21 protein-coding genes, 2 tRNA genes and 1 rRNA gene are annotated in these 23,762 nt (G+C 52.0%); 21 read left to right on the forward strand and 3 right to left on the reverse strand.

Translation table 11 applies throughout. The features are described from left to right. The 3 genes from rrf to H8K29_RS10300 form a co-directional block, all read left to right on the forward strand. Positions 1 to 102 (forward strand): 5S ribosomal RNA (rrf, locus tag H8K29_RS10290); the annotation flags it as partial. 205 nt (positions 103 to 307) lie between these two features. Next, positions 308 to 383: transfer RNA gene (locus tag H8K29_RS10295), tRNA-Val, on the forward strand. A 34-nt stretch (positions 384 to 417) separates the two neighbouring features. Further along, positions 418 to 494 (forward strand) — tRNA-Asp (locus tag H8K29_RS10300). A gap of 183 nt (positions 495 to 677) precedes the next feature. Here H8K29_RS10300 and H8K29_RS10305 read toward each other — a convergent pair. Then, positions 678 to 1,586: a recombination-associated protein RdgC gene (locus H8K29_RS10305; protein WP_186897530.1), complete on the reverse strand. Its 909-nt coding sequence runs from the start codon at positions 1,584 to 1,586 to the stop codon at positions 678 to 680. 180 nt (positions 1,587 to 1,766) lie between these two features. Here H8K29_RS10305 and H8K29_RS10310 point away from each other — a divergent pair, with 180 nt between their 5' ends. The 7 genes from H8K29_RS10310 (at position 1,767) to H8K29_RS10340 (ending at position 9,935) form a co-directional block, all read left to right on the forward strand. Beyond that, positions 1,767 to 2,327 (forward strand): DUF6622 family protein, encoded by a 561-nt coding sequence (locus H8K29_RS10310; protein ID WP_186897531.1) that lies wholly within the window; start codon positions 1,767 to 1,769, stop codon positions 2,325 to 2,327. Between the two features lie 55 nt (positions 2,328 to 2,382). Next, positions 2,383 to 4,095, forward strand: coding sequence for an arginine--tRNA ligase (argS, locus tag H8K29_RS10315; RefSeq protein WP_186897532.1), 1,713 nt, complete (start codon positions 2,383 to 2,385; stop codon positions 4,093 to 4,095). Between the two features lie 120 nt (positions 4,096 to 4,215). Next, positions 4,216 to 4,860 (forward strand): SPOR domain-containing protein, encoded by a 645-nt coding sequence (locus H8K29_RS10320; protein WP_186897533.1) that lies wholly within the window; start codon positions 4,216 to 4,218, stop codon positions 4,858 to 4,860. Between the two features lie 36 nt (positions 4,861 to 4,896). Then, a complete protein-coding gene (locus H8K29_RS10325) occupies positions 4,897 to 5,613 on the forward strand; it encodes a thiol:disulfide interchange protein DsbA/DsbL (RefSeq protein WP_186897534.1) in 717 nt (238 codons plus the stop codon). A gap of 57 nt (positions 5,614 to 5,670) precedes the next feature. After that, positions 5,671 to 6,453: an SDR family oxidoreductase gene (locus H8K29_RS10330; protein ID WP_186897535.1), complete on the forward strand. Its 783-nt coding sequence runs from the start codon at positions 5,671 to 5,673 to the stop codon at positions 6,451 to 6,453. A 36-nt stretch (positions 6,454 to 6,489) separates the two neighbouring features. Further along, positions 6,490 to 7,284 (forward strand): helical backbone metal receptor, encoded by a 795-nt coding sequence (locus H8K29_RS10335; protein WP_186897536.1) that lies wholly within the window; start codon positions 6,490 to 6,492, stop codon positions 7,282 to 7,284. Positions 7,285 to 7,538: 254 nt separating this feature from the next. Continuing rightward, entirely contained in the window at positions 7,539 to 9,935 is a 2,397-nt protein-coding gene (locus tag H8K29_RS10340; protein ID WP_186897537.1) for a TonB-dependent siderophore receptor, read from the forward strand. 97 nt (positions 9,936 to 10,032) lie between these two features. Here the strand turns inward: H8K29_RS10340 and H8K29_RS10345 are convergent, their stop codons facing one another. Then, positions 10,033 to 10,938, reverse strand: coding sequence for a DMT family transporter (locus H8K29_RS10345; protein ID WP_370527167.1), 906 nt, complete (start codon positions 10,936 to 10,938; stop codon positions 10,033 to 10,035). A gap of 333 nt (positions 10,939 to 11,271) precedes the next feature. On the opposite strand from H8K29_RS10345, the gene H8K29_RS10350 reads away from it, so the two are divergent. From H8K29_RS10350 to H8K29_RS10370, 5 genes are all read left to right on the forward strand, one after another. Beyond that, positions 11,272 to 11,571, forward strand: a complete 300-nt coding sequence (locus H8K29_RS10350; protein WP_186897539.1) for a helix-hairpin-helix domain-containing protein — start codon at positions 11,272 to 11,274, stop codon at positions 11,569 to 11,571. A 283-nt stretch (positions 11,572 to 11,854) separates the two neighbouring features. Next, a complete protein-coding gene (locus tag H8K29_RS10355; RefSeq protein WP_186897540.1) occupies positions 11,855 to 12,922 on the forward strand; it encodes a zinc ribbon domain-containing protein in 1,068 nt (355 codons plus the stop codon). A gap of 136 nt (positions 12,923 to 13,058) precedes the next feature. After that, positions 13,059 to 14,276, forward strand: a complete 1,218-nt coding sequence (locus tag H8K29_RS10360) for a zinc ribbon domain-containing protein (RefSeq protein ID WP_186897541.1) — start codon at positions 13,059 to 13,061, stop codon at positions 14,274 to 14,276. Between the two features lie 227 nt (positions 14,277 to 14,503). Further along, entirely contained in the window at positions 14,504 to 15,001 is a 498-nt protein-coding gene (locus H8K29_RS10365; RefSeq protein ID WP_186897542.1) for a YfbM family protein, read from the forward strand. A gap of 44 nt (positions 15,002 to 15,045) precedes the next feature. Further along, positions 15,046 to 15,918 carry an alpha/beta fold hydrolase gene (locus H8K29_RS10370; protein ID WP_186897543.1) on the forward strand — a complete coding sequence of 291 codons (873 nt, stop codon included), beginning with the start codon at positions 15,046 to 15,048 and terminating at the stop codon, positions 15,916 to 15,918. 68 nt (positions 15,919 to 15,986) lie between these two features. Here the strand turns inward: H8K29_RS10370 and H8K29_RS10375 are convergent, their stop codons facing one another. Then, the gene (locus H8K29_RS10375) at positions 15,987 to 17,060 is read right to left on the reverse strand and encodes an MBL fold metallo-hydrolase (protein WP_186897544.1); all 1,074 of its coding nucleotides are present in this window, start codon (positions 17,058 to 17,060) and stop codon (positions 15,987 to 15,989) included. 131 nt (positions 17,061 to 17,191) lie between these two features. On the opposite strand from H8K29_RS10375, the gene H8K29_RS10380 reads away from it, so the two are divergent. From H8K29_RS10380 to H8K29_RS10405, 6 genes are all read left to right on the forward strand, one after another. Next, entirely contained in the window at positions 17,192 to 17,593 is a 402-nt protein-coding gene (locus H8K29_RS10380; RefSeq protein WP_186884590.1) for a MerR family DNA-binding transcriptional regulator, read from the forward strand. Between the two features lie 101 nt (positions 17,594 to 17,694). Beyond that, a complete protein-coding gene (locus H8K29_RS10385; RefSeq protein WP_186897545.1) occupies positions 17,695 to 18,153 on the forward strand; it encodes a PaaI family thioesterase in 459 nt (152 codons plus the stop codon). A gap of 151 nt (positions 18,154 to 18,304) precedes the next feature. Further along, entirely contained in the window at positions 18,305 to 19,489 is a 1,185-nt protein-coding gene (locus tag H8K29_RS10390) for an isovaleryl-CoA dehydrogenase (protein WP_186897546.1), read from the forward strand. An 84-nt stretch (positions 19,490 to 19,573) separates the two neighbouring features. Further along, complete coding sequence (locus H8K29_RS10395) at positions 19,574 to 20,503, forward strand: pyridoxal-phosphate dependent enzyme (RefSeq protein ID WP_186897547.1); 930 nt, start codon at positions 19,574 to 19,576, stop codon at positions 20,501 to 20,503. A gap of 9 nt (positions 20,504 to 20,512) precedes the next feature. Beyond that, on the forward strand, positions 20,513 to 22,297 hold the full coding sequence (gene aceK, locus H8K29_RS10400) for a bifunctional isocitrate dehydrogenase kinase/phosphatase (RefSeq protein ID WP_186884237.1): 1,785 nt from the start codon (positions 20,513 to 20,515) through the stop codon (positions 22,295 to 22,297). Positions 22,298 to 22,408: 111 nt separating this feature from the next. Further along, a complete protein-coding gene (locus H8K29_RS10405) occupies positions 22,409 to 23,590 on the forward strand; it encodes an acetyl-CoA C-acetyltransferase (protein WP_186897548.1) in 1,182 nt (393 codons plus the stop codon). Positions 23,591 to 23,762: the final 172 nt, after the last annotated feature.

Below are 23,762 nucleotides of genomic sequence, written 5' to 3' on the forward strand. Positions count from 1 at the left end.
TAGCGAGTTGGTACCACCCCTTCCCATCCCGAACAGGACCGTGAAACGACTCTGCGCCAATGATAGTGCTGCAACCAGTGTGAAAGTAGGTTATCGTCAGGCTTGTATTCTGCGAACCCCCCGTTACCCAGCGTAACGGGGGGTTTTGCTTTTAGTGAGAGTACTAGTTTTTTAAAGGTTTTTTCGCTGAAATTAAGCGAAAAAACGAATTGAGAGACTAGACAAAAAGCAGATGTTAAACTATAATGTTGCTTCTGTTGACGTTGGTGACACAGCGTTAAATGTTTGTCTGACTAAGCAAGAATATGGGTGCTTAGCTCAGTTGGTAGAGCGGCGCCCTTACAAGGCGTAGGTCGGGAGTTCGAGCCTCTCAGCACCCACCACAGATAAACATAGCAGTACAGGTTAAGTAGTTTCGGAGTGGTAGTTCAGTTGGTTAGAATACCGGCCTGTCACGCCGGGGGTCGCGGGTTCGAGCCCCGTCCGCTCCGCCAGTAATTGAGAAAACGAGTTGCGTAAGCAGCTCGTTTTTTTTATTTGTACGTTCTGAATTCAATTTACCGTGCGCTGTGTCACTTATGCTGCATCACTGTATTTTCCCGGACGTGACGCTAAGTATCAGGTATAAAAAAAGACGAGTGAGATACTCGTCTTTTAAATTCTCCCATCAAACTTGCTTACGCCGTTTTAGAACTTTCGAGTTCTCCATCCAGAGCAAACACGATGTCATCCAGCATTTTTGCTAATTCCGCCGTCATCAGCATAAAGTCTGCATCGAAGCGCTCTTCCTCATTGGTTCCTTTGTCTTTATCTTCATCGAGAATATCCAGTGGCTTAATCCGTTTGATCGTCAGTGTATCTGTCAACACAAAGCTGATGCGGTCATCCCAGGTTAATGCCAGCTTAGTGCACTGCTTACCAGCCGCGATATGTTTCTGGACATCGTCAGGGTCAAGCGTGTGGCGCACATAGCGCACCGTCGCTTTATCTTCGGTCGATGATTTCAGCTCAGTATCCTGGTCTATCGTGAAGCCTTTTGGCGCTTCATTGCCAGCCAGCCAGCCTGTCATTGCAGCCTGAGGTGAGGATTTGACCCGCAAACCTTCGAGCGGAAGCTTGTCACAGCACTTCAATAGCAATTTAATGACTTCATCGGCACGAGACGGGCTTGATGCGTCAATCACCAGCCAACGATTCGCCGGGTCGATCCAGACAAAGGTATTTCGCTTAACGCCAAATGCGCGAGGCAATAATTCATCAGTTACGCGTTCTTTTAAGTCTTTCATCGCCTTTCTGCCGGGCGCAAAACCTTGCTGCTCCTCTAACTCTGCCGCGCGCGCTTTCGTGACCTGATTAATAACGCTGGACGGCAGCAGTTTTTTCTCTGTTGCCAGTGCTATCAGAAACTGATGATTGACACTGTGAACCAGCATATCGTTGTTGCGAGGTGATGCCCAACCTTGGCTTTGCATTTCATTCGATGCACATTGCGCGAAAGAGATTCTGGATAATTGCGCATTCAATTCCTCTGCGCTGATGTTCCAGGGAGAGGCAAGACGAAAAACCTGTAAGTTCTTAAACCACATAGCATATCCAAACGATGAAAACTGACATTCTACACGCCGCCCCATCGCAACTCACGTCGTAAAACGCCAGCTTCACGACATTCAGCGTCCACTGGTCGCATAGGATTGGAACGCAGTTCAATTGCCCACCATACTTCGCTCACAAATACATCAATTCATTACTTACCGAAGGGGGCAATCATGTTGCAACAAATCCTGATCAACACACCAATCTGGGTATGGGCGTTACTGGCGTTTCTCATTTATCGCGGAGTCTTGATGAGCCGTGACCGCCAGGTCACTTTACGTGCAACATTTATTTTGCCTTTGCTTATGTTGGGTCTGTCTTTGCAAGGGCTGATACAGCATTTTGGCATTTGCTTTGAATCAGTAGGGCTGTGGCTGCTTGCCGCCGTTTGCGCCAGTATTTTGTATGCCAGGTTTTTTGGCAAAAGCGGTGTCCATGTGGTGTCTGAACGCTTGATTCAGTTGCAGGGCAGCTGGATGCCACTCATCCTTATGATGTTGATTTTCTTCTTGAAATACTGTGAAAACATTGCTGTTGTAGTACAGCCAGAGCTGCGCTCTGACGCTATGTTCATGAGTGTCTGCAGCATCAGCTTCGGCATCATGAACGGTCTGTTTTTCGGTAAGCTACTGAGAGTGCTGAGTTTGCTGACAAAACATAAACAACCTGCTTTGATGAAAACCGCATCAACGCTTACACTTGCAGACGGACATGGCGCGGGGGAGACAGTATAATGACCGCTGTCCTTATTTAGATTTGTTGCGCGAAACGCGATGAACCCTATGTGCCATGTTAGCTGAACAAAAACAAGAAATTCTCAATTCCTTAAAAAACGCGGTTGCCCCCATTTTGGAAGGCAGCGATCTGCAACCCACGATATTGCTTGAACGCCCACGAGATCCTTCGCATGGCGATATCGCTTGCAATATCGCCATGCAGATCGCCAAACCTTTGCGTAAAAATCCACGTGAAATCGCTCAGGCGGTTGTTGCTAATCTTGAGGCACAAAATAATTCTCTGATCAGCGCGGTAGAAATCGCGGGTCCGGGCTTTATTAATATTCGTATCGCAACGGCTGCCAAACAGTCAGTGGTCAAAACTGTGCTGCAACAAGGCGCGACTTACGGTCAGAGTCAACGCGGAGCCGGGCAAAAAGTTGTTGTCGAATTCGTGTCGGCAAACCCTACCGGTCCTTTGCATGTCGGCCACGGCCGTCAGGGCGCGCTCGGTGATGCACTTGCTGCCTTGCTCGATGTACAAGGTTATAACGTCTCACGCGAGTTTTACTACAACGATGCCGGTGTGCAAATCGGGAATCTGGCTTTATCCGTGCAGGCACGCGCCAAAGGTCATGCGCCGGGTGATGCCGCGTGGCCAGAATCAGCGTATAACGGCGATTACATCGCTGATATTGCCCGCGATTTTCTCGACAAAAAAACCGTTTCTGCCAGCAATGGTCAGCCAGTCACAGCCACGGGTGATGTCGACGATATAAATTCCATCCGTGAATTCAGTGTGACTTATCTGCGCCGCGAACAAGATACCGATTTGCTCGCATTCGGTGTCAAGTTCGATAATTATTACCTTGAAACTTCGCTGTACACCGACGGTAAAGTCGAAGCCACTGTCAATGCGCTCAAAGCTGCGGGTAAAACATACGAACAAGATGGCGCATTGTGGCTGCGCACGACCGAGTATGGTGACGACAAAGACCGTGTGATGAAAAAATCGGATGGTACTTATACCTATTTCGTACCGGACGTTGCCTATCACGTCACCAAGTGGGAACGCGGTTATCGTCAGGCTATTAATGTGCAAGGTAGCGACCATCATGGCACGATAGCCCGCGTCCGCGCTGGTTTGCAGGCTTTGGATATCGGTATTCCACAAGGCTACCCTGACTACATCCTGCACAAAATGGTCACCGTTATGAAGGATGGCGCCGAAGTCAAGATTTCCAAACGGGCTGGATCTTATGTGACCGTGCGTGATCTGATCGAATGGTCGGGTGGCGGTGATGAACAGCGTGGCCGGGATGCCGTGCGTTTCTTCCTGATTTCGCGTAAAGCTGATACCGAATTTGTGTTTGATGTTGACGTTGCCCTGGCTCGTTCAGATGAAAATCCAGTGTATTACGTCCAGTATGCGCATGCGCGTATCTGTTCCGTATTGGCACAATATGCGACTGATGAAGCCGCTTTTGCGCCATTGCTGAATGTTGATCTGTCGCCGCTGACAGCGCCGCGCGAAGCCAGTTTGCTGGCAAAAATTGCGGAATATCCTGAAGCATTGGAAAAAGCACTGGATGAACTCGGCCCGCATCAGGTTGCTTTCTATTTACGCGATTTGGCTGGTGAATTGCATAGTTATTACAATGCCGAACGGGTGTTGGTGGATGATGAGCCGACCAAACTGGCGCGTCTGGCACTGATGCTGGCAACCCGTCAGGTGATCCGTAACGGTCTGGCTTTGATCGGTGTATCTGCACCGAATAAAATGTAATAGTCATTTCCTTTCTGTCGTTCTGGTTGCAACTGTTGTCATGATTTTCAACCAGAATGACAGATTGCCTAAGCAGTACCGGTCAGTATTCACAGAGTACAATTTTTTCGTCGGAGACGCATGAAATCACATCACTCAACGCTGCAGCGTCAGCAAGGTAATACCTTAACAGGCATCATTATTGGACTGGTCATTGGACTGGGCATTGCGGTGGCAGTCGCATTGCTGATCACAAAATCATCGACGCCTTTTACAAACAAAGGTGGCAAATCTGACAAACCCGATCAGCCGGTAACGCAGCTGCAGGATCCGAACCGGCCTATGTATGGCAAGCCTGATGCGGTTAAAGAGGCGGCAAAGGAACAGGCAAAAGACGCCGCAGTGGCCAAACCAGCCGACGCTGCACCAGCGCAGGCGGCTGTCCGCCCACCTGAAGTGAAAACCGAAGCAAAGCCAGCGCAGGAAAAGCCGGCGGCTGATAAAGTGAGCGACAAATCGGAAAAAGCTGCAGATGCGGCGGCGGATGATAAATACATCTATTTCCTGCAGGCTGGCGCTTTCAAAGAGCAGGCCGATGCTGATAGTGCCCGTGCCAAGCTGGCTCTGATCGGCTTTGAAGCCAGAGTGACAGAGAAAAATTCAGATACCGGTACGATGTATCGCGTCCGTGTCGGCCCGATAAATAATGCCGAAACAATGAACCGAATGAAGGCCAAATTGTCTGAGAATGGCGTTGATGTGGCAATTGTCAGAACTGCGAAGTAATCAGATTCAGTAATTCAGATTAATAAAGGAAAAGATATGCGTAGATTTACTCAAGCGATATATGCAGTATTTTTGCTGGGCTTAGGCCTGGTGTCAGCAGGTGCGGGAGCCTCTCCGGCGATGCCGCAATCCGGCGTTGAATACCGCGTACTCGGTCGTCCGCAGCCAACAGAAGCGGGTAAAAAAGTTGAAGTCATCGAATTTTTTGGCTATTTTTGCCCGCACTGCAATGCGCTCGAGCCTTTGATCGCCGAATGGGTCAAAAAGCAGGGCGACAATATCGTGTTCAAACGTGTGCACGTGAATTTTCATAATCTGGTGCAACAGCAAAAACTGTATCTGACACTGGAAGCAATGGGTAAAGCCGACGAGTATCAGATCAAAGCGTTCAACGCTTTGCACGTCGAACGTAACCGTTTGCAATCCGATGCAGAAGTCATGAGTTTCGTTGCCAAGTCTGGTCTCGATAAACAGAAATTTACTGATGTTTATAATTCCTTTGCGATTCAAAGCAAACTGAACCGTACCAATCAATTGCTGGAGTCGTATCAGGTTGATAGCGTTCCTATGGTTGCGGTAGATGGCCGTTTCCTTACTTCACCAGTAGAGTCTGTTCGCACCATGGGTCGCGTTTCTGAAGAAACTCAGAACCGTTCATTGTTGCAGGTACTCGATTTCCTGGTCAGTAAAGCGCAAAAAGAAAAAGCGGGCGCAGCACCTGCTGCTGCGGCTGACAGTGGCAAGAAAAAATAAGCTGAAGTACGATGCAATAAGTCCGCTTCTGGCGGACTTTTTTTTTAATTGGACACTATGAAAAACGTTTTCATTACGGGTGCATCTTCCGGCATAGGCGCTGCGCTTGCGCGTGAATATGCGGCGCAAGGCGCAACGCTGGGCTTGCTGGCTCGCCGCAGCGACAATCTAGAACAATTACGCCACAGCCTGCCAAATCCCGAACTACATCATATTTACGCGCTCGACGTCACCGATCATGCGGCCTTAGCTGCCGCCGCTGCCGATTTCATACAAAAGACCGGCAAAGTCCATGTGGTGATTGCGAATGCAGGTATTTCCGTCGGCACCTTGACCGAATACGCTGGCGACCTCGCTGTTTTTGAACGCGTTGTACAAACCAATCTGACCGCCACCGTGGCGACGTTTGCGCCATTCATCCAGACCATGAAGCGCGATGCGCAACAGGATGCATGCCGGCTCGTCGGTATTGCCAGCGTCGCCGGTATCCGTGGTCTGCCGGGGGCGGAAGCCTACAGCGCATCCAAAGCCGCTGTCATCAGCTATTGCGAATCGCTGCGGGTTGAATTGAAAAAAAGCGGCATCCGTGTCGTGACGATCGCGCCTGGCTACATCGATACGCCGATGACGCAGATCAACACCTATCGCATGCCTTTCCTGATGCCGGTACAAAAATTCGCTGCGAAAGCGGTACAGACGATAGACGCAGGTTGCTCGTATCGTGTTATTCCGTGGCAGATGGGCATAGTCGCCAAGTGTTTAAGGCTGTTGCCGAACGCGCTGTACGACGCCGTATTTTCACACGCCCCGCATAAGGCGCGGGCAGACGATCAGCAATAGATCAAATCAGATACTTGCGATGACTATGGTCAAAAAATGACGAACGATATCTCCCTTACCGATGCCATTGGGCAGCAACATCAGCCCGTGGCCGCAGCGCAAGCCAGAATCGTCAGTCTGGTGCCATCAATAACTGAGCTGATCTGCGATCTCGGTCTGGCATCTTCACTGGTCGGGCGTACCGGGTTTTGTATACATCCAGCCGACGTGGTGCAAGCGATTCCCAAAATCGGCGGTACTAAGGATGTGAATATTGAAAAAATCCGCCGGCTCGCACCAACGCATCTGATTGTCAATATCGATGAAAATGAAAAACCGACGGTGGACTTGCTCGCAGAATTTATTCCGCATGTGATCGTCACCCATCCGAATACCCCGCGCGACAATCTGGCTTTATATCGTCTGCTCGGTGGAATTTTTCAGGTCGAGGCTGCGGCCGAACAACTCTGCTCGGCATTTGACAAGGCTTATGCCGATCTGACCGTGCCTGTCAGTACACAACGCGTTTTGTACTGCATCTGGAAAGACCCGTGGATGACCATTGCGGGCGATACCTATATCGCGAATATGCTGAAGCTGGCGGGTTGCCAGATCTGGACTCCGGAAAACAATACCTTGCGCTATCCGGCTTTCAGTTGGAATGACACGATGGCGTCGCAATTTGACAGCGTCTTATTATCGACCGAACCTTATCGCTTCACGGAAGCCCATGTCGATGCACTGGAACGCCAACTCGGCAAGCCTGTGCAACTGGTCGATGGTGAAATGCTGTCGTGGTACGGCAGCCGGGCGATCAAAGGCTTGATGTATTTAAAAACATTGAGATTTTAAATCTGAAAATATTTTTACAAATTTCAGCTATTCCTCATAAATGTCACACTGAGGACACAAACCAGACACACCAGGATTGACATGTTTTTCTTCAGGAGCTGATACTCAAATGCATAGAAATCTGTCTGAAACCAAGGGCTGGCCTGCACTTCGATTGGGCATGGCCTGACGCTATTGCTGTTTTGCCCGGCTGACAGATTTCTCATCAAATTGAATATCTCCCAATCAACATTGCAATTCTAAGGAATCTTGTCATGACCAAAATGCGTAAGGCCATTTTGCTCGCCCTCTATGGTGCCAGCTCTGCCGCAGCGTTTACTCCGGTTTGCGTGTACGCGCAGACCAGCCCGGAAAAAGTCTCTGATGCGCCGATACAAACGATGACCATCGTCGGTTCCCGCCGTATCAATTCTTCGGCCACGGAAACGCCATTACCAATCGACTTTATTTCTGTTTCCAAATCCGCTGAACAAGGTGGGCAGTTCGATCTTGCTCAGACTCTGGCGAATATCTCGCCTTCGTTCAATTCCACCCGCCAGACTGGTGCCGATGGTGCTGATCTGGTGGATTCCGCGGCATTGCGCGGCCTGGGCTCAGACCAGACGCTGGTGCTGGTGAACGGTAAACGTCGCCACACCGTGTCGCTGGTCAATCTGTTCGGCGCGCGTAACCGTGGCAATACCGGTACCGATCTGAATGCGATTCCGGTCATGGCGATCAGCAATGTACAGGTGTTGCGTGATGGCGCAGCGGCGCAATACGGTTCCGATGCGATTGCCGGTGTGATGGATATCAGCCTGAAAAAAAATCTGGGTTGCGAAGCCAGTTTCGGTTACAGCCAGTATTCTGTCGGCGATGGTAAAAACTATCTGCCGTCTGCCTATTGCGGCATACAGATTGGTGAAAAAGGCGTGCTCGGCGTGACGGTGGAATACACCGATCGCGGCCGTTCAAACCGCGCAGATCCGGGTAATCCGCGCACCATCGGTGACACCAAAGTCACAGGACCCACCGTGTATCTGAACGGTGAAGTGCCGAATGGCGGCAGCGATAAATTCTATTTCACGCTGGGAACGCAGCAACGTAAAGCCTCTTCAGCAGCATGGGCGCGTGGCGGTATCGGCTCTGACGACATTCCTTCGCGCAATTCTGCGGCGATGTACCCGAATGGCTTTGTGCCTTACATTAATGGTGATATCAACGACATCTACGGCATCGCCGGTTACCGCTTCAGCGTAGGCGAATGGCGTGCAGATTTGTCGCAGACTTACGGTTTCAACGAACTCAAGTACAACATCAGCAATACTCTGAATGCATCCATCGCGAATAAAGATTTGCTGAGCGGCGGCAAAGGTATCAGCCCGAGCAGTTTTGATGCGGGTGGTTTCTCGTTCTCTCAGGCCACCACCAATCTGGATTTCAGCCGTTTCTTTGACGGTTTCATGAATGGCGTGAACGTCGCGTTTGGTGGTGAATACCGCCGTGAAAATTACAAAATTTTTGCCGGTGAACCAGGCTCTTACAATGATGTCGATGGCGTCGGCTTCGGCGGCAATGCCGGCAGTCAGGGCTTTCCGGGTTTTCAACCGGGGGATCGTACCGATCGCAGCCGCAACAGTCTGGCAGCGTATGTCGATATCGAAACCGACGTGACGAATCGCTTTAAAGTTCAAACCGCAGTGCGTGGCGAACGTTACAGTGATTTCGGCTCCACGCTCACCGGTAAAGTTGCTGCGAGCTACAAAGCGACCGACGACGTGAATCTGCGTGGCTCGTTGAGCACAGGTTTCCGCGCACCGTCGCTGCAGCAAGTGTATTTTTCTTCGACTTTCACCGACTTCATTTCCGGCGTACCGATGGATGTGGTGCTGGCACCGAATGGCGGCACCATTGCGAACGCCGCAGGCATACCGAAACTGCATGAAGAAAAATCGAAAAACTACACGCTGGGTCTGACGTATAAACCAAGCAATACGTTTTCTATGACAGCCGATTTGTACCGCATCGATATTTCTGATCGCATCGTTTTGTCGGGCCGTTTTGATGCGAATAATTATCCGGCGCTGGGTGCAACGCTGTCTGCGCTGGGTGTTGGTCAGGCACAGTTTTTTGTGAATTCCATCAATACTAAAACGCAAGGTATCGATCTGACCGCATCGCATAAAACCAATCTTGGTGCCGGCAAACTCTCGACCTATCTGGGCCTCAATTACAGCAAAACCGAAGTCACGAAAGTGAATGCGCCGACATCGCTGAAAGGCTATGAAGATGTGTTGCTGTCCGAGCGTGAACGCCTGTTCATTGAGCAAGGCGGCCCGCGCGTGAAAGGCACGCTGGCATTTAACTATGAGCAAGGTCCGTGGTCCAGCGAATTCAAAGTTATCCACTATGGTTCGCAAACACTGGGCACTTTCTCCGGTACGGCAGCAGGTGTGCCGAATGCGTATTACGAACCAAAAACCTCTGCCGATCTGGCAGTGACGTATGCATTCAATGACACCACCAAACTGACGGTCGGCGGCACGAATATTTTCAACGTCAAACCAACGCGTCAGAATCCGAATGAAACCGACAACGGTTTCTATTACGACAGCGTGCAGTTCGGCCTGGGCGGTGCGGCGTATTTCGTCAAACTGTGGAAAAAATTCTGATCAACATTCTGATCTGTCCGCTTATTTTTCTGGCGTAAAAAAAGGAGGCAAATGCCTCCTTTTTTATTCGATCATCGATGCAGAACATGCGCTGATATTATTGCCGGTTGGTCAGCGATACGCCCGCAATCACCAGCAAACCGCCAACGATCATCGACAACAAAATTGGTTCGCCCAGCAACAGCGCGGCGAGCGTGATACCGAATACCGGCACCAGATTATTGAATACCGCGGTTCGCGCCGGGCCGATGGCTTTCACGCCTTCGTAATACCAGACAAAACCGATCACCGTACCGAATGCACCCAGATACACAATCGCAGCCAGTACCGGCCAGGTCAGACGGCTGGTATCGAATTGCGGCCATTCCGTGACCGCGCCGCAGACCAATAGCGACAAGCCCCACAGCGATGCATACGTGGTTGCAGCGATCGGCGACAAACCGCGCAGCGCATGTTTGCCGATGATGGTGTAGGCGGCCCAGCCGCAGACCGCGCACAGCATGAATAATTCACCTTTACCGACTGATTGCGAGACATCACGGATCGCGCTGCCCAGATCGCCGCGCGTGATCACCACCGCTGCGCCGGCAAACGCAATCGCGATGCCCAGCCAGCGCCGCGCGCCCAGACGCTCGCCAAACAGTGCCGCCAGTGTCAGCGCTGTGACAATCGGATTCAACGCGACAAACAAGGCCGTGCGTCCGGCGGGCATCAGTGCCAGTGCTGAAAAAAAACAGATGTTATATAAAAAGATGCCCGTCGCACCGAGCGCAAATGTCGCCTGCATTTGCTGCCGCGTCAGTTTCGGCAAGCCGCCTTCGAGCTTCCACGCCAGCAACCACAGCAGGCCGCTGGCCACCGCAAAACGCAGCGCCGCCGCTGTCATGTGCGGAATTTCACTCGCCACAATACGACCGGCAATAAAAGTGCCGCCCCAGAACAAGGCGACCGCAACCAGTTTCAGATACGTGGTGACAGGAACGGGAGTGTGGGCAGATTTCACGATAGCGCGCTTCAACAGAAAGCGTGAAGGGTACACGAAAATGCCGGTTCGCCGCATCAGCGTCACGCTGAGTTGTGCCGTATCGCGTAAAGCCCGGCACGAAAGGAGCTGAAAATTCCCCGAAAAATCCCATAAAAAGCGAAAAAATGGGGAGTATCAGCCATTTTTGCCTTTATCTCCGTATAAACAAAGGGCGTTAAAAAATACTGGGGGGAGTATATTTTTGACTTCTGAAGGCCGGAATCACCGTTGCCGACGACTTGCAAGCCGATTGCCAATCGATCTGCATACGGTTATTGTGCGGTGATCAGTACACAGATCCGGAGTCCATCCATGCATCCCGACAAAGTTGACCGAAACCGTCTGCGCCAGCTGACGGATTTACCGAATATCGGCAAGGCTGGTGCAGCGGATCTGCGTTTGCTGGGCATCAACGCGCCTGCGGATTTGGTGGGGCAGTGTCCGTGGCAAATGTATGAAAAGCTGTGCCAGCTGACTGGCGTGCGGCATGATCCTTGCGTGATTGATGTGTTCATGTCGGTCACCGCATTCATGAATGGCGAACCTGCGAAACCGTGGTGGGAATTTACCGATGCCCGCAAGCTGGTGCAGGCGGAAAAAGCCGCTTCTTGAAAAAATGGGGGAGTATCCGGCTTTTTCGCATTGATCTCGGCGTCAATAAAGGACTTTGAAAAATACTCTCCCCCAGTATATTTAAGGTCAACACCACAGCATGGAGGCTTTGCTGTGTTGTTTATCATGCTCTTCCGCGTTCGTATTCCTGATTTTTTACCATCGTTTTAATTGTCTTGTTACAAACCCCTTGTATAATTTTTGCAATAACTTCTTTGCTACTGATCGTAGTGATTGATTGCTGAGCAAACCGACAAAATAAGCCGACAAAAAAGGAAGATGGATGAATACCTGTGTGAGCTGCGGTACTGACAACCCGGATGGTGCCAAATTTTGTAAATCGTGTGGCACTGCGTTGTTACCGCCAGCGCCACCGACGCCCGAGTGTCATCAATGCCATGCGCCACTGACCCCGGGCGCGCGTTTCTGCAAAAAATGCGGTGCCAGCGCTGGCGCTGATGCGGCCGCTGCTACGGCAACGGATGTTGTGGCGGCAAATGCCAGCGAGGCACCAGTCAGCGCGACAGAAAAACCGACAGAACAGCCAGCAGATCTGCCAACAGCGCAGGCATTTATCGCCAGCATTGCCAGCGAAGCCGCGACAAATCTGCCTGTACAAAGCGTGAGCGCCGCTGTTGACGATGTTGTGCCATCCGCAAACACGGATGTCCCTGTCACTGCAGCGACGCCAGCCGCAAGCACCGCGAGCGTCATTGAGACGCAGGCCGCCGCTAATGCAGCGGCGCAGCCATCGCAGCCAACTGGCGCTAACGCTTCTCCTTCCTACAATGCGCTGCCGGTCAGCAAGACGGCGACGCCGGTGACGGCCATCGTGCTGGTTGCGGCGGTCGTGGCAATTGCCGCTGGCGCTGGTGCTTACGTCTGGTATGCAAAATCCCATTCGCAGACCGAGCCCGTCGTGACCAGTCCTGAACCCGTCGCCGCCTCATTGCCGAGCAGCCCGCCGGCGGATGTTGCACCGGCTCCAGCTTCCGCCGTTGCAATGCCGGAAGTGACGTCAGCGCCGACGACACCGGCAGCCACGGAAGCGCCTGCGCCCGTGACCGCCAAAAAGAAACGCCGGAATGACGATGATGAATTTGACGAAGACGACGATTTTTACGATGAACCAGTCAACGCTAAACGCCAACAAGGGGCACAGGCGCAGACAGGCGGCGAAATGATGCATGGTAAGGCGACGGCTTTGTTAAACCGTGCCGACAGTTTTATCGCCAGCGGTGATTACGATAATGCACTGGCGACGGCGCAGACGGCGCTGGCGCTGGACCCCGGCAATACCGCGGCTCTCGCAAAAATCAGGAAAATCAAACAACTTCGTTCACGCTATTAAACCAGTTCAGCACATGGGCATACGCATGATTTCGTGTGCCCATGTTCCGGCGTGGCATTGTTAGCCCGCGCCGCACATCTTCCATCACCCATCATTGTTAACCCCGTCCAGAGTGACGACATCCATCGGAGACTACATGAGCAGCAATCCAACGACTTCCGGCAGCCCATTTGTGTTGCTGCGTGCCGCAGAGGCCGCAACGAACTGGCGCGCGCTTGCCATGACTGGCATGGCAGCACTGGCTTTTTTCCTGTCTATGGCGATGACCGCCTGGCTGACACGCCACAGCTTTTTGCTGGGTGGCCTGTTTTCCATCGTGACGTTGATTGTCGGTATCACCGGCTATTCGGCGGTTGGTATTTTGCTGATGCGCCAGTCGCAGGGACGTGAACTCAGTTTCACCGATGCGATTATCCAAGGTGTTTTTACGGTACATCGCATGCTGGGCGTGGCGCTGGTGTTGCTGGTGATTTTTTTGCTGGTGGCGCTGCTTGCGTTTGCCGTGCTGTTTTTGTGTAAGTTGCCCGGGCTTGGTTCCTTGCTGTATGCCGTTATGTTGCCATTGCTGACGGTGATCATCGGCGTCACATTTGCCAGTATATTTTATGTAGCCATGCCACTGGCGGCACCGGCAATCTGGGCCGGTAACTCGGTAATGGAAACGATTGCCCGTTTGTTTGTGATTGTCCGTCAGCGTTTGCTGATGACGATTACTTATATCGTCGTGCTGTCTTTCCTGGTGCTGTTTTTGTCTGGCGTGGTGTCTTTCATTTTATTTTCCGGCTATGTCACGACAATGGGAATTTCTCAGGCCGTCGGCATTAATCCTATGGGAAATGTGATGGGAATGATGTCCGGCATCATGGGAAACCATATGGGAAATCAGATGGGATATGGCGGCGGCTTTGAGGCTCTGGAGAGCGGCATGGCGTACACCGGTGCGTTTGGTTTCGCAACCGGGCTGCTGTTCAGCGTTGGCATGGTCATTCCGTTTCTGACGATGATTAATGGTACCTGCCTGATTTATCTGCAAGTGACGGATGGTCTGAATTTCACCGAAGCGGAAGAACAATTACAGGCGCAGATGCAGGAGGCAAAACGTCGCGCCAACGAAGCCAAAGACCGTGCCGGGGCAAAATTGCAGGAAGCAAAAGACGCCGCAGCTGCATCTGCAGCGGCGGCCAAGAATAATCAGCCAGCGGCGAAAGCCGAAGCAGATATCGCCCCAACAGTGACGCCAGCAGCGCCGCCTGCGCCTGTTGCACCGGTTGCCAGAGTATGTTCTGCCTGCAAAGCACCGTTGGCAGCAGACGACATTTTCTGTGGTGAATGCGGCACAAAAAATCCTCTGTAAAACTCTTATAAATCCGGTGCGATACCAGCTTCAGGCCAGTCGTCAAAGCGAAATTCCAGCGTTGTACGACTGGCCTGACAGATCAGCTCAAACGCCATAGGCGGGTTGTTTTGGACGACAGAAATTTATGCGGAAATGGGCTGCACTCAGTTATATTGTGAATGCTGTTCGTGTTGAAAGCAGTGGATTTTGACTGAGTGACGATAGCCGATTTTCGGGAGCATTTCATGGGCATGAGCTGTTTTTATCTGACGCTGACACAGGAAAAACTGGATGAACTGAAACAGCATCCCGGACAAGTCCGCCAATTTATTTTTGCCAAAAACGGCGGCAATGACGAAGCGGAATTATTTGATCTCGAAAAAGCCTGGCACGGCATACAGTATTTGCTCAATGGTGCGACTTTTGGCGGTGACGAACCTCTGGGGTGGGCGGTGTTTGGCGATCAGGAAGTCAGCGATGATCTTGGTAAAGGCCCCGCCCGTTGTCTGACTGCGCGTCAGGTCGCCGCAGTCAGTGCCGCGTTGCAGGAAATTCCCGCATCCGCGCTGGCGCAGCGCTTTGACGCAGCAAAGATGGAAAAAGCGCAGGTTTATCCTGAAGGGATGTGGATCACCGACGGGGTGCAGGCATTAAATTATTTGCTGGAACATTATTCCCATCTGCAAAATTTTTATGCAAATGCCGCCGCACATGGCAAGGCGGTCATCTGTTTTATCAGTTAGATCGTTGAGGTGTGTGTTATCCAGATTAATTAAGGAGCGGCGTGATGCATACAGCAACAGGATTCAGAAAGCGTTCATACATCGGTATGTTGATCGGTTTGACGGCATTGACGGTCGCGTCGACTCAGGTTGTCGCGGCGGAGCGTATTTCGCTGACGCGTCAGGATAGTCAGAGTGTTCCTGCTATGGTGTATCAGAATGCGGGAGCATGTCAGGGTGTGGCGATTATTTCCCATGGCGCTGGTGGTTCGGAAAAAGGCTATGTCTATCTGGCTGAATTCATGGCGAAAGAAGGTTTTCTGAGCGTTGTGCCGGGACATCTGGAAAGTGGCAGACAATCTTTGCGTGAAGCCAGGCGTGGCGGCAGTTTGCAGGATGGTCTGACAGAATTAGTCACCGATGCACCGGCCTATGCGGCGCGGCTGACGGACATTAATGCAGCGCGTCAATGGGCTGCATCACGTTGCACCGGCAAACGCGCGGTCTTACTCGGTCATTCCATGGGGGCGGCAGTGGCCATGATGGAAGCCGGTGCCGACAATAAAATGGGCGTGACCGGCACCGCCAGTTTCGATGCGTATATTGCCTTGTCGCCGCAAGGTGAAGGATTGATTTTTCCCGCCCATGCCTGGTACAAAATCAGTAAGCCTGTGTTATTGATGACAGGAACCAGAGATGATGATCTGGCACATGCTTCCTGGCGTACCCGTACCGAACCGTTTGCCGACATGTCTCCGGGTTGCAAATGGCTGGGTATCGTGAATGGTGCGTCACATATGAATTTTGGCGGGAATGGTTTATTGCATCGTACAGAAGGACTGACCACGCAAACCATCCATGCGTTTTTGCAAGGTGCGCAAAGCGGAAATTGTGTGGCACCGCCACCGTTGGCGGGCATGGAACTCAGAACAAAATAGCCGCCTGCCATCAGTTCGTGTGAACCGTTGCAGGCAGGTCAGCTCGCTTGTTGCCGCAATGTCAGTGCCTATGTTCTGGCAACAAAACGGATGATGCCGTCATCACCTGTTTGTCGCTGCAAAATGCCGTCAAACCACAGTTTGTGCAGATGCGCGAGTGCTTCGCCGATGGCAAATGTCAGCTGGTGGGCATCGAGCGGGCGGCGGAACATCAGTGGCACGATGTCACAGGCCGATTGCGGCGTCGTACAAGCTGCAACGACCTCGGCCAGGCGTTCAGCGTGATGTTCTTCCAATTGCGTGATGCGCGTGTGCAGCCCCTTGAACGGCTTGCCATGCGAAGGCAGGATCAGCACATCCTCAGGCAGCGGCAGGTATTTTTTGAGGGAGTCGAGATACTGCTGCACCGGATTGGCTTCAGGCTCAATCGCAAAGACGGACACATTCGTAGAAATACGCGGCAACAGCATATCGCCAGAAATCAGGATATTCAGATCGGCACAATACAACGACGCGTGTTCTGGCGAGTGACCAAAACCGGTGATGATCTGCCAGCGCCGCTGATGAATCGTCAGGTCGATGCCTTCTTGCATGCGGCGATACGAAGTCGGCACCGTCGGTACCATGCGGCTGTAATGACTTTTTCTTTCCTGTATCTGTTCTTGCATCGCCGGATCTAGTCCGTGTTTGCGGAAATGCGGAAACATCGCTGTGCCGTCCGCACCCGGTAAGCCAGCCGACATCATGCGGGCAAAGCCATATTCGCCCGCTGTCATCCACAGCGGTACGTTCCACAAGGTACACAACCAGTCTGCCAGACCGATATGATCAGGATGGCAGTGCGTGGCAATCACCCGCACTACCGGCAAGCCGCGCAGATGATTGTGCAGATCGCCGAACAGCACTTCCCAGGCATCACGGGTGGCATCGCTGGCGATGCCACAATCGACAATTGTCCAGCCATGTACCCGTCCCTGCGCAGTCTCGACCTCATCTTCCAGCAGCCACAGATTGATGTGGTTCAGTGCAAACGGCAGGCCCATCCGTATCCATAAAATGCCGGGCGCTATTTCCACCGTCTTGCCAGATTCCGGCAGGGTTTCGCCAAACGGATAATCGAGTTGTTGTTCCAGGTGATTCATTGTTGTCTCTTCTCTTTTTGGTACGTACGTTGTAGCCGGAATAGCCTACAATGCGTTTTTATTCAATTGACGTTAACGTCAATTCGATTTCAGCGATTGTAATCAGAAAAACGATTTTGTGTACTAAAACTATGGCCACCTACACCATTACTGACTTAGCCCGCGAATTTGATATCACGCCACGAGCGATACGTTTTTACGAAGATCAGGGCTTGTTAAGCCCGACCCGCGAAGGTCCCAGCGGTCGCAATCGCGTCTATACCGCGCGCGAACGCACGCAACTGAAGCTGACCCTGCGTGGTAAGCGTCTGGGCCTGAGTCTGTCGGATATCAAGAGCCTGGTGGACATGTACCGCTCACCAAAAGATACCGAAGCGCAATTACAGAGCTTTCTGGTGGTGCTGGCACGGCACCGCGCTTCACTTGAGCAGCAGCGCGAGGATATCGAAGTCATGCTGGCGGAAATCAGCGCCCATGAAGATAAAAGCCGGCGTTTGCTGGCCTTGCATACGAAAGCCGGGCAGACCGCGTAGAAATACCAGTTTGCACAAAACGCAGTCAATTGACGTTTACGTTAACGTCAATTAGTCGTATTATTTCCTACGCTCAGATTTTGTATTCCCGGGGAGACTTTATGTATCAGGACGCCACATCCGCAGCACCCGCCGCGCTTGATCACACGCTGGCGTTGACCTTGCTGCAGAGCTTCAACGGGCAGGGTGCGTTGATGGCGTGGAATGCGAAACTGACCGGAATGACACCCGGCACCTGTGAGATCAGCTTGCCATACAGCGATGCTGTCAGTCAGCAACACGGCTATTTTCATGGCGGCGTGATTGGTACATTGGCGGATGCTGCCGGTGGTTATGCCGCAAATACATTGTTGATGCCTGTAAGTGAGTGCTTAACTGCTGAGTATAAAATTAATATCGTTGCACCCGGCATAGGCGATACCCTGATCGCCCGTGGCAAGGTCTTGAAATCAGGAAAAACTCTGGTCGTTTCAAGCGCCGAGGTGTTTGTCGTCAATCAGGGGCAAGAAAAATTGTGCGCGATCATGCAACAGACTTTGTTTGTGATCGCAAAAAAATAACTGACGGTTCGCCGTGACGGTCAATGTAGTCGCAGCAAAAAATAACAGTATGGATGCAAAATTGGTTTGGCAAGGCTATCGCTGCGAAACCGGGATTGCTCCACTCTGATGAATAAAAACGATTCTGTTCCATCATTACAGTGAGGATGACATGCTCCATTTACCCGGATTAACTTTTGATCATGGCGACGATATCGCCGCTTTGCGTGAAGCCGTTCAACAATTTGCTGCCGCTGAAATCGCGCCACGTGCAGCCGAAATCGACCGCAATGACCAGTTCCCTATGGATCTGTGGCGTAAGATGGGCGATCTCGGCATTCTGGGTGTGACCGTCAGCGAAGAATACGGCGGCGCCAACATGGGCTATCTCGCCCACATCATCGTCATGGAAGAAATCTCACGCGCCTCTGCCTCGGTTGGTCTGTCGTACGGCGCGCACTCGAATCTGTGCGTGAACCAGATCAAACGCAACGGTACCGAAGAGCAAAAACAAAAATACCTGCCGAAACTGATTTCCGGCGAACACATCGGTGCGCTCGCGATGTCCGAGCCGAATGCCGGTTCCGACGTCGTCAGCATGAAATTGCGCGCCGATTTCAAAGGTGACCGCTGGGTGCTGAACGGCACCAAGATGTGGATCACCAATGGCCCTGACGCCGACGTGCTGGTGGTGTATGCAAAAAACGATCTGGAAGCCGGCCCGCGCGGCATGACTGCTTTCCTGATTGAAAAGAATTTCAAAGGTTTCAGCATTGCGCAAAAACTCGACAAGCTCGGCATGCGCGGTTCGCATACCGGTGAACTGGTATTTGAAGATTGCGAAGTACCTGCAGAAAACGTACTCGGTGGCCTCGGCAAGGGCGTTAATGTCCTGATGTCCGGCCTCGATTTCGAGCGCACGGTTTTGTCCGGCGGCCCGCTCGGTATCATGCAAGCGTGTATGGATGTTGTTGTGCCTTACGTGCATGACCGCAAACAGTTTGGTCAGCCGATCGGTGAATTCCAGCTGATGCAAGGCAAGCTGGCGGACATGTATTCCACCATGATGGCCTGCAAAGCCTATGTTTACGCAGTCGGCCAGGCTTGCGACCGCGCCACCAATCCGGAACAAGTCCGCGCTTTGCGCAAAGATGCCGCTGGCGCTATTTTGTACTCGGCAGAAAAAGCGACCTGGATGGCAGGTGAAGCGATCCAGACGCTGGGCGGCAATGGCTATATCAATGAGTACCCGGTCGGTCGCCTGTGGCGCGATGCCAAACTGTATGAAATCGGTGCTGGTACCAGCGAAATCCGCCGCATGCTGATAGGCCGCGAGCTGTTTGCGGAAACGAAGTAAACTGGATTTTTCGTAATGGTGCGCACTCCCTTAAGCCACGCTTACACGTAAGGGATTGCGCGTACACAGCAACTATACTCAGTCATGACCCAATTACACATCACGACACCGGTGCTTGCGCATCGCCCGCTTTCCGCTCAGCTACATAAATCAGTCTGGCTGAAGATGGATAATTTGCAGCCCTCGGGCTCGTTCAAATTACGCGGCATCGGTCTGATGTGTCAGCGCGCCGCTGCGCTGGGGGCACAACATTTTGTTTGCCCTTCAGGCGGCAACGCTGGGTTTGCGGCTGCGGTTGCGGGTGTGGCGCTGGGTCTGCCGACCACGATTTTTGTCCCGGAAACTACTGCTGAAAGTGTGCGTGCCGAAATTCGCGCGATCGGTGCGACCGTGATTGTCACTGGCAAAGTGTGGGACGAAACCAACCAGGCGGCTTTACAAGCCTGCGAACAGCCGGGTGCGGTGTATATCCCGCCATTCGACCATCCTGATATCTGGAATGGCAATGCGACTTTGATCGACGAGCTTGCTGGCACGCTGGATTTTGACGTTGTGCTGTGCTCTGTCGGTGGTGGCGGCTTATTAAGTGGCATTGTGCAGGGCTTACACCGCAATGGTCTGGCGCATATTCCTGTTATTGCTGTAGAAACAGAAGGTGCGGCATCTTTACATGCATCGGTACAAGCGGGTGAACTGGTGACATTGCCTGCGATTACATCAATCGCCACCACATTGGGTGCCCGTCGGGTGGCGCAACAAGCGTTCGACTGGACGCAGAAACATGAGATTCACAGTGTCACCGTCAGCGATGCACAGGCAGTTGCCGCCTGTCTCGCGTTTGCGGATGATATGCGCACACTGGTAGAACCCGCTTGCGGTGCCACGCTGGCGGTGGCGTACCAGAATCTGCCTGTATTAAAAGAATTTAAGCGTCCCTTGATAGTGGTATGCGGTGGTATCGCTGTTGATATGGTAAAACTAGAGGCTTGGAAAACCCAGTTCAACCTGCCCTGAGCCATCGCCATGCCAAACACACATTTTCCTAAGTTATTGTCGTCCCAGATTGCGTTTGATATCGCGCGTACGATACTGGATGGCTTTGACAAGCATTACCATTTATTCCGTATCAGTAGTCAGCAGGCAAAGCAGTTTTTTGAGGCGGGCGACTGGAAAGCGGCGCAAATCGCCGCCCGTGAACGTATTCAGTTTTACGACACCCGTGTGCGGGAATGTGTGCGCGTGCTGGAAGATGACTACGATGAAAACGATCTGACCGATGAGGTCTGGCGTGAAGTCAAACTGCATTACATGGGTTTGCTGATCGACCACTTACGTCCGGAACTGGCTGAGACTTTTTTCAACACCGTCTGCACGAAATTACTTAACAGAAATTATTTTCATAATGATTTCATTTTCGTGCGCCCGGCAACTTCAACTGAATACATAGAACGTGACGATACGCCGCCGACTTATCGTGTGTATTACCCGGCAACCGATGGTCTGAATTACACGATCAAACGCATCGTCACGAATTTTCAACTCAATACTCCTTTTGAAGATCTTGATCGCGATGTCGCCGTCGTCGAGGCACGTTTGCGTGAACATTTCGGGCGTGAAAAGCTGGAACCGAATCACCAGATTCAGGTATTGGCGAATTTGTTTTACCGGAATAAATCTGCCTACATCATTGGTAAAGGGATTAACGGTAATCGCGAATATCCGTTTGTGATTCCGCTGATGCATAAACGGAAAAATGAGCTGGTGCTCGATACGATCTTGTTTGATGTGATGCAGATTACGGTGTTGTTTTCATTCACCCGTGCGTATTTCATGGTCGATATGGAAGTGCCATCGGCGTATGTGCAATTTATCCGCAGCATTTTGCCGAAGAAACCGCGTAGCGAAATCTATACGATGATCGGTTTGCAAAAACATGGCAAAAACCTGTTCTATCGCGATTTTCTGCATCATCTGAAATACTCGTCGGATCGCATCGAAGCGGCGCCCGGTATTCGCGGTCTCGTTATGCTGGTGTTTGCACTGCCTTCTTTCCCGTATGTGTTCAAGCTGATCAAAGACAGTTTCCCACCGCCGAAAGAAACCACCCGGGCGCTGATTAAAGAAAAATACCTGCTGGTGAAAAATCATGACCGTGTTGGGCGCATGGCCGACACGCTGGAATATTCCGATGTCGCTTTTCCGCGTTCACGGTTTTCTGAAGAGTTGCTCGAAGAAATCCGCCAATACGCGCCGTCCATGCTGGAAGTGAATGATGAAGAAGTGGTCATCAAACATCTGTACATAGAACGCCGCATGACACCGCTGAATATCTGGCTGACAGAAGCTGAGCAGCGTGGTGATATGCAGGCGATGGAACAGGGCGTGCTGGAATACGGTAATGCGATTAAAGATCTGGTCTCGGCGAATATTTTCCCGGGTGACATGCTGTACAAAAACTTCGGCGTGACACGTCATGGTCGTGTCGTTTTTTATGACTACGATGAAATTGAATACATTACCGACTGCACTTTCCGCAAGATACCGTTGCCGCGCAATGAAGAAGACGAGATGTCGGCAGAACCCTGGTATCCGATCGCAAAGAATGACGTATTTCCTGAGCAATTCGGCACTTTCCTGCTCGGAAATCAGAAAGTAAAAGAATTTTTTATGAAACACCACGCTGACTTGCTGACCGCCGATTACTGGCAGGGTCGCAAGCTGCGCATCGTGGACGGCAAGGTGGATGATGTCTTCCCGTATCCGCAGGAAGTCAGGTTTATCAATAAAGAGTTAGCACAGCAAAAATAATTTTTTTATCGTCTTATCAGTATCAACAGTCTTAATCGCGCTTGCAGATGTTTTCAGAGAAAAACAGACAAGCAGAAATTTTGTATCACCTCACATTCAATGGAGAAAAACATGACAGATCCTATCGTAATCGTTGGCGCAGCCCGTACCCCTATGGGTGCATTTCAGAGCGATTTCGCTTCCCTGACGGCAACTCAGCTCGGTGCTGTGGCGATCAAGGCCGCGGTTGAACGTGCTGGCGTCAAGCCCGAGCTGATTGAAGAAGTCCTGTTTGGTAACTGCCTGATGGCAGGTCAGGGTCAGGCGCCTGCGCGTCAGGCCTCGCTGGCGGCAGGTTTGCCGATGTCCACTGGCGCGGTGACCTTGTCCAAGATGTGCGGCTCAGCGATGAAGGCAACCATGATGGCATTTGATTCCATCAGCGCAGGCAGCAATGAAGTGATGGTGACCGGTGGTATGGAATCCATGACCAACGCGCCCTACATTATTCCAAAAGCGCGCGGCGGCTATCGTATCGGCCACGGCATGATTTACGATCACATGATGCTGGATGGTCTGGAAGACGCTTACGACAAAGGCCGTTCCATGGGCACTTTTGCCGAAGATTGCTCTGCCAAATACCAGTTCAGCCGCGAAGATCAGGACGCATTTGCGATTGCTTCCGTCAAGCGCGCGCAAGCAGCGACAGCAGACGGCTCGTTTGCGTGGGAAATCGCACCGGTTACCGTTTCCGGTCGCGGTGGTGACGTCGTCATCGATAAAGACGAAGGCCCTCTGAAAGCCAAGCTCGACAAAATCCCGGCTCTGAAACCAGCCTTCAAAAAAGACGGCACGATCACTGCCGCATCTTCTTCCTCCATCAACGATGGCGCTGCAGCGCTGGTGCTGATGCGCGAATCCAAAGCCAAAGAACTCGGCCTGACACCGATCGCAAAAATCGTCGCTCACGCATCGCATGCACAGGAACCAGGTTGGTTCACGACCGCGCCGATCGGTGCGATACAAAAGCTGTACAAAAAAACCGGCTGGACAACGGCAGATGTCGATCTGTTTGAAATCAATGAAGCTTTCGCTGCCGTACCGATGGCCGCGATGAAAGATCTTGGCATCTCCCACGACAAAGTTAACGTCCACGGTGGTGCCTGCGCACTCGGCCATCCTATCGGTGCATCCGGTGCACGCATCATCATCACGCTGATCGGTGCGTTGAAAAAACAAGGTAAGAAGCGCGGTGTGGCATCCCTGTGTATCGGTGGTGGTGAAGGCACAGCGATGGCCATCGAGTTGTTCTAAATAGTGTGCGCTGCGTTCATCCAATATCCGGGCGCATAGCGGCGTTGCAAAGCCTCGCAATACCGACGTATTGCTGCGTTTTGCGCCTTGCTCTGCATCCCGGATATTGAATGAACTTGCGCACTTGAATTGCGGACGTAGCGTGCGCCGCGCGCATCGTTAATCGCGGTAA

This window comes from Undibacterium sp. CY21W (assembly GCF_014284265.1).
In the GTDB taxonomy this organism is placed as follows: Bacteria; Pseudomonadota; Gammaproteobacteria; order Burkholderiales; family Burkholderiaceae_D; genus Undibacterium; species Undibacterium aquatile.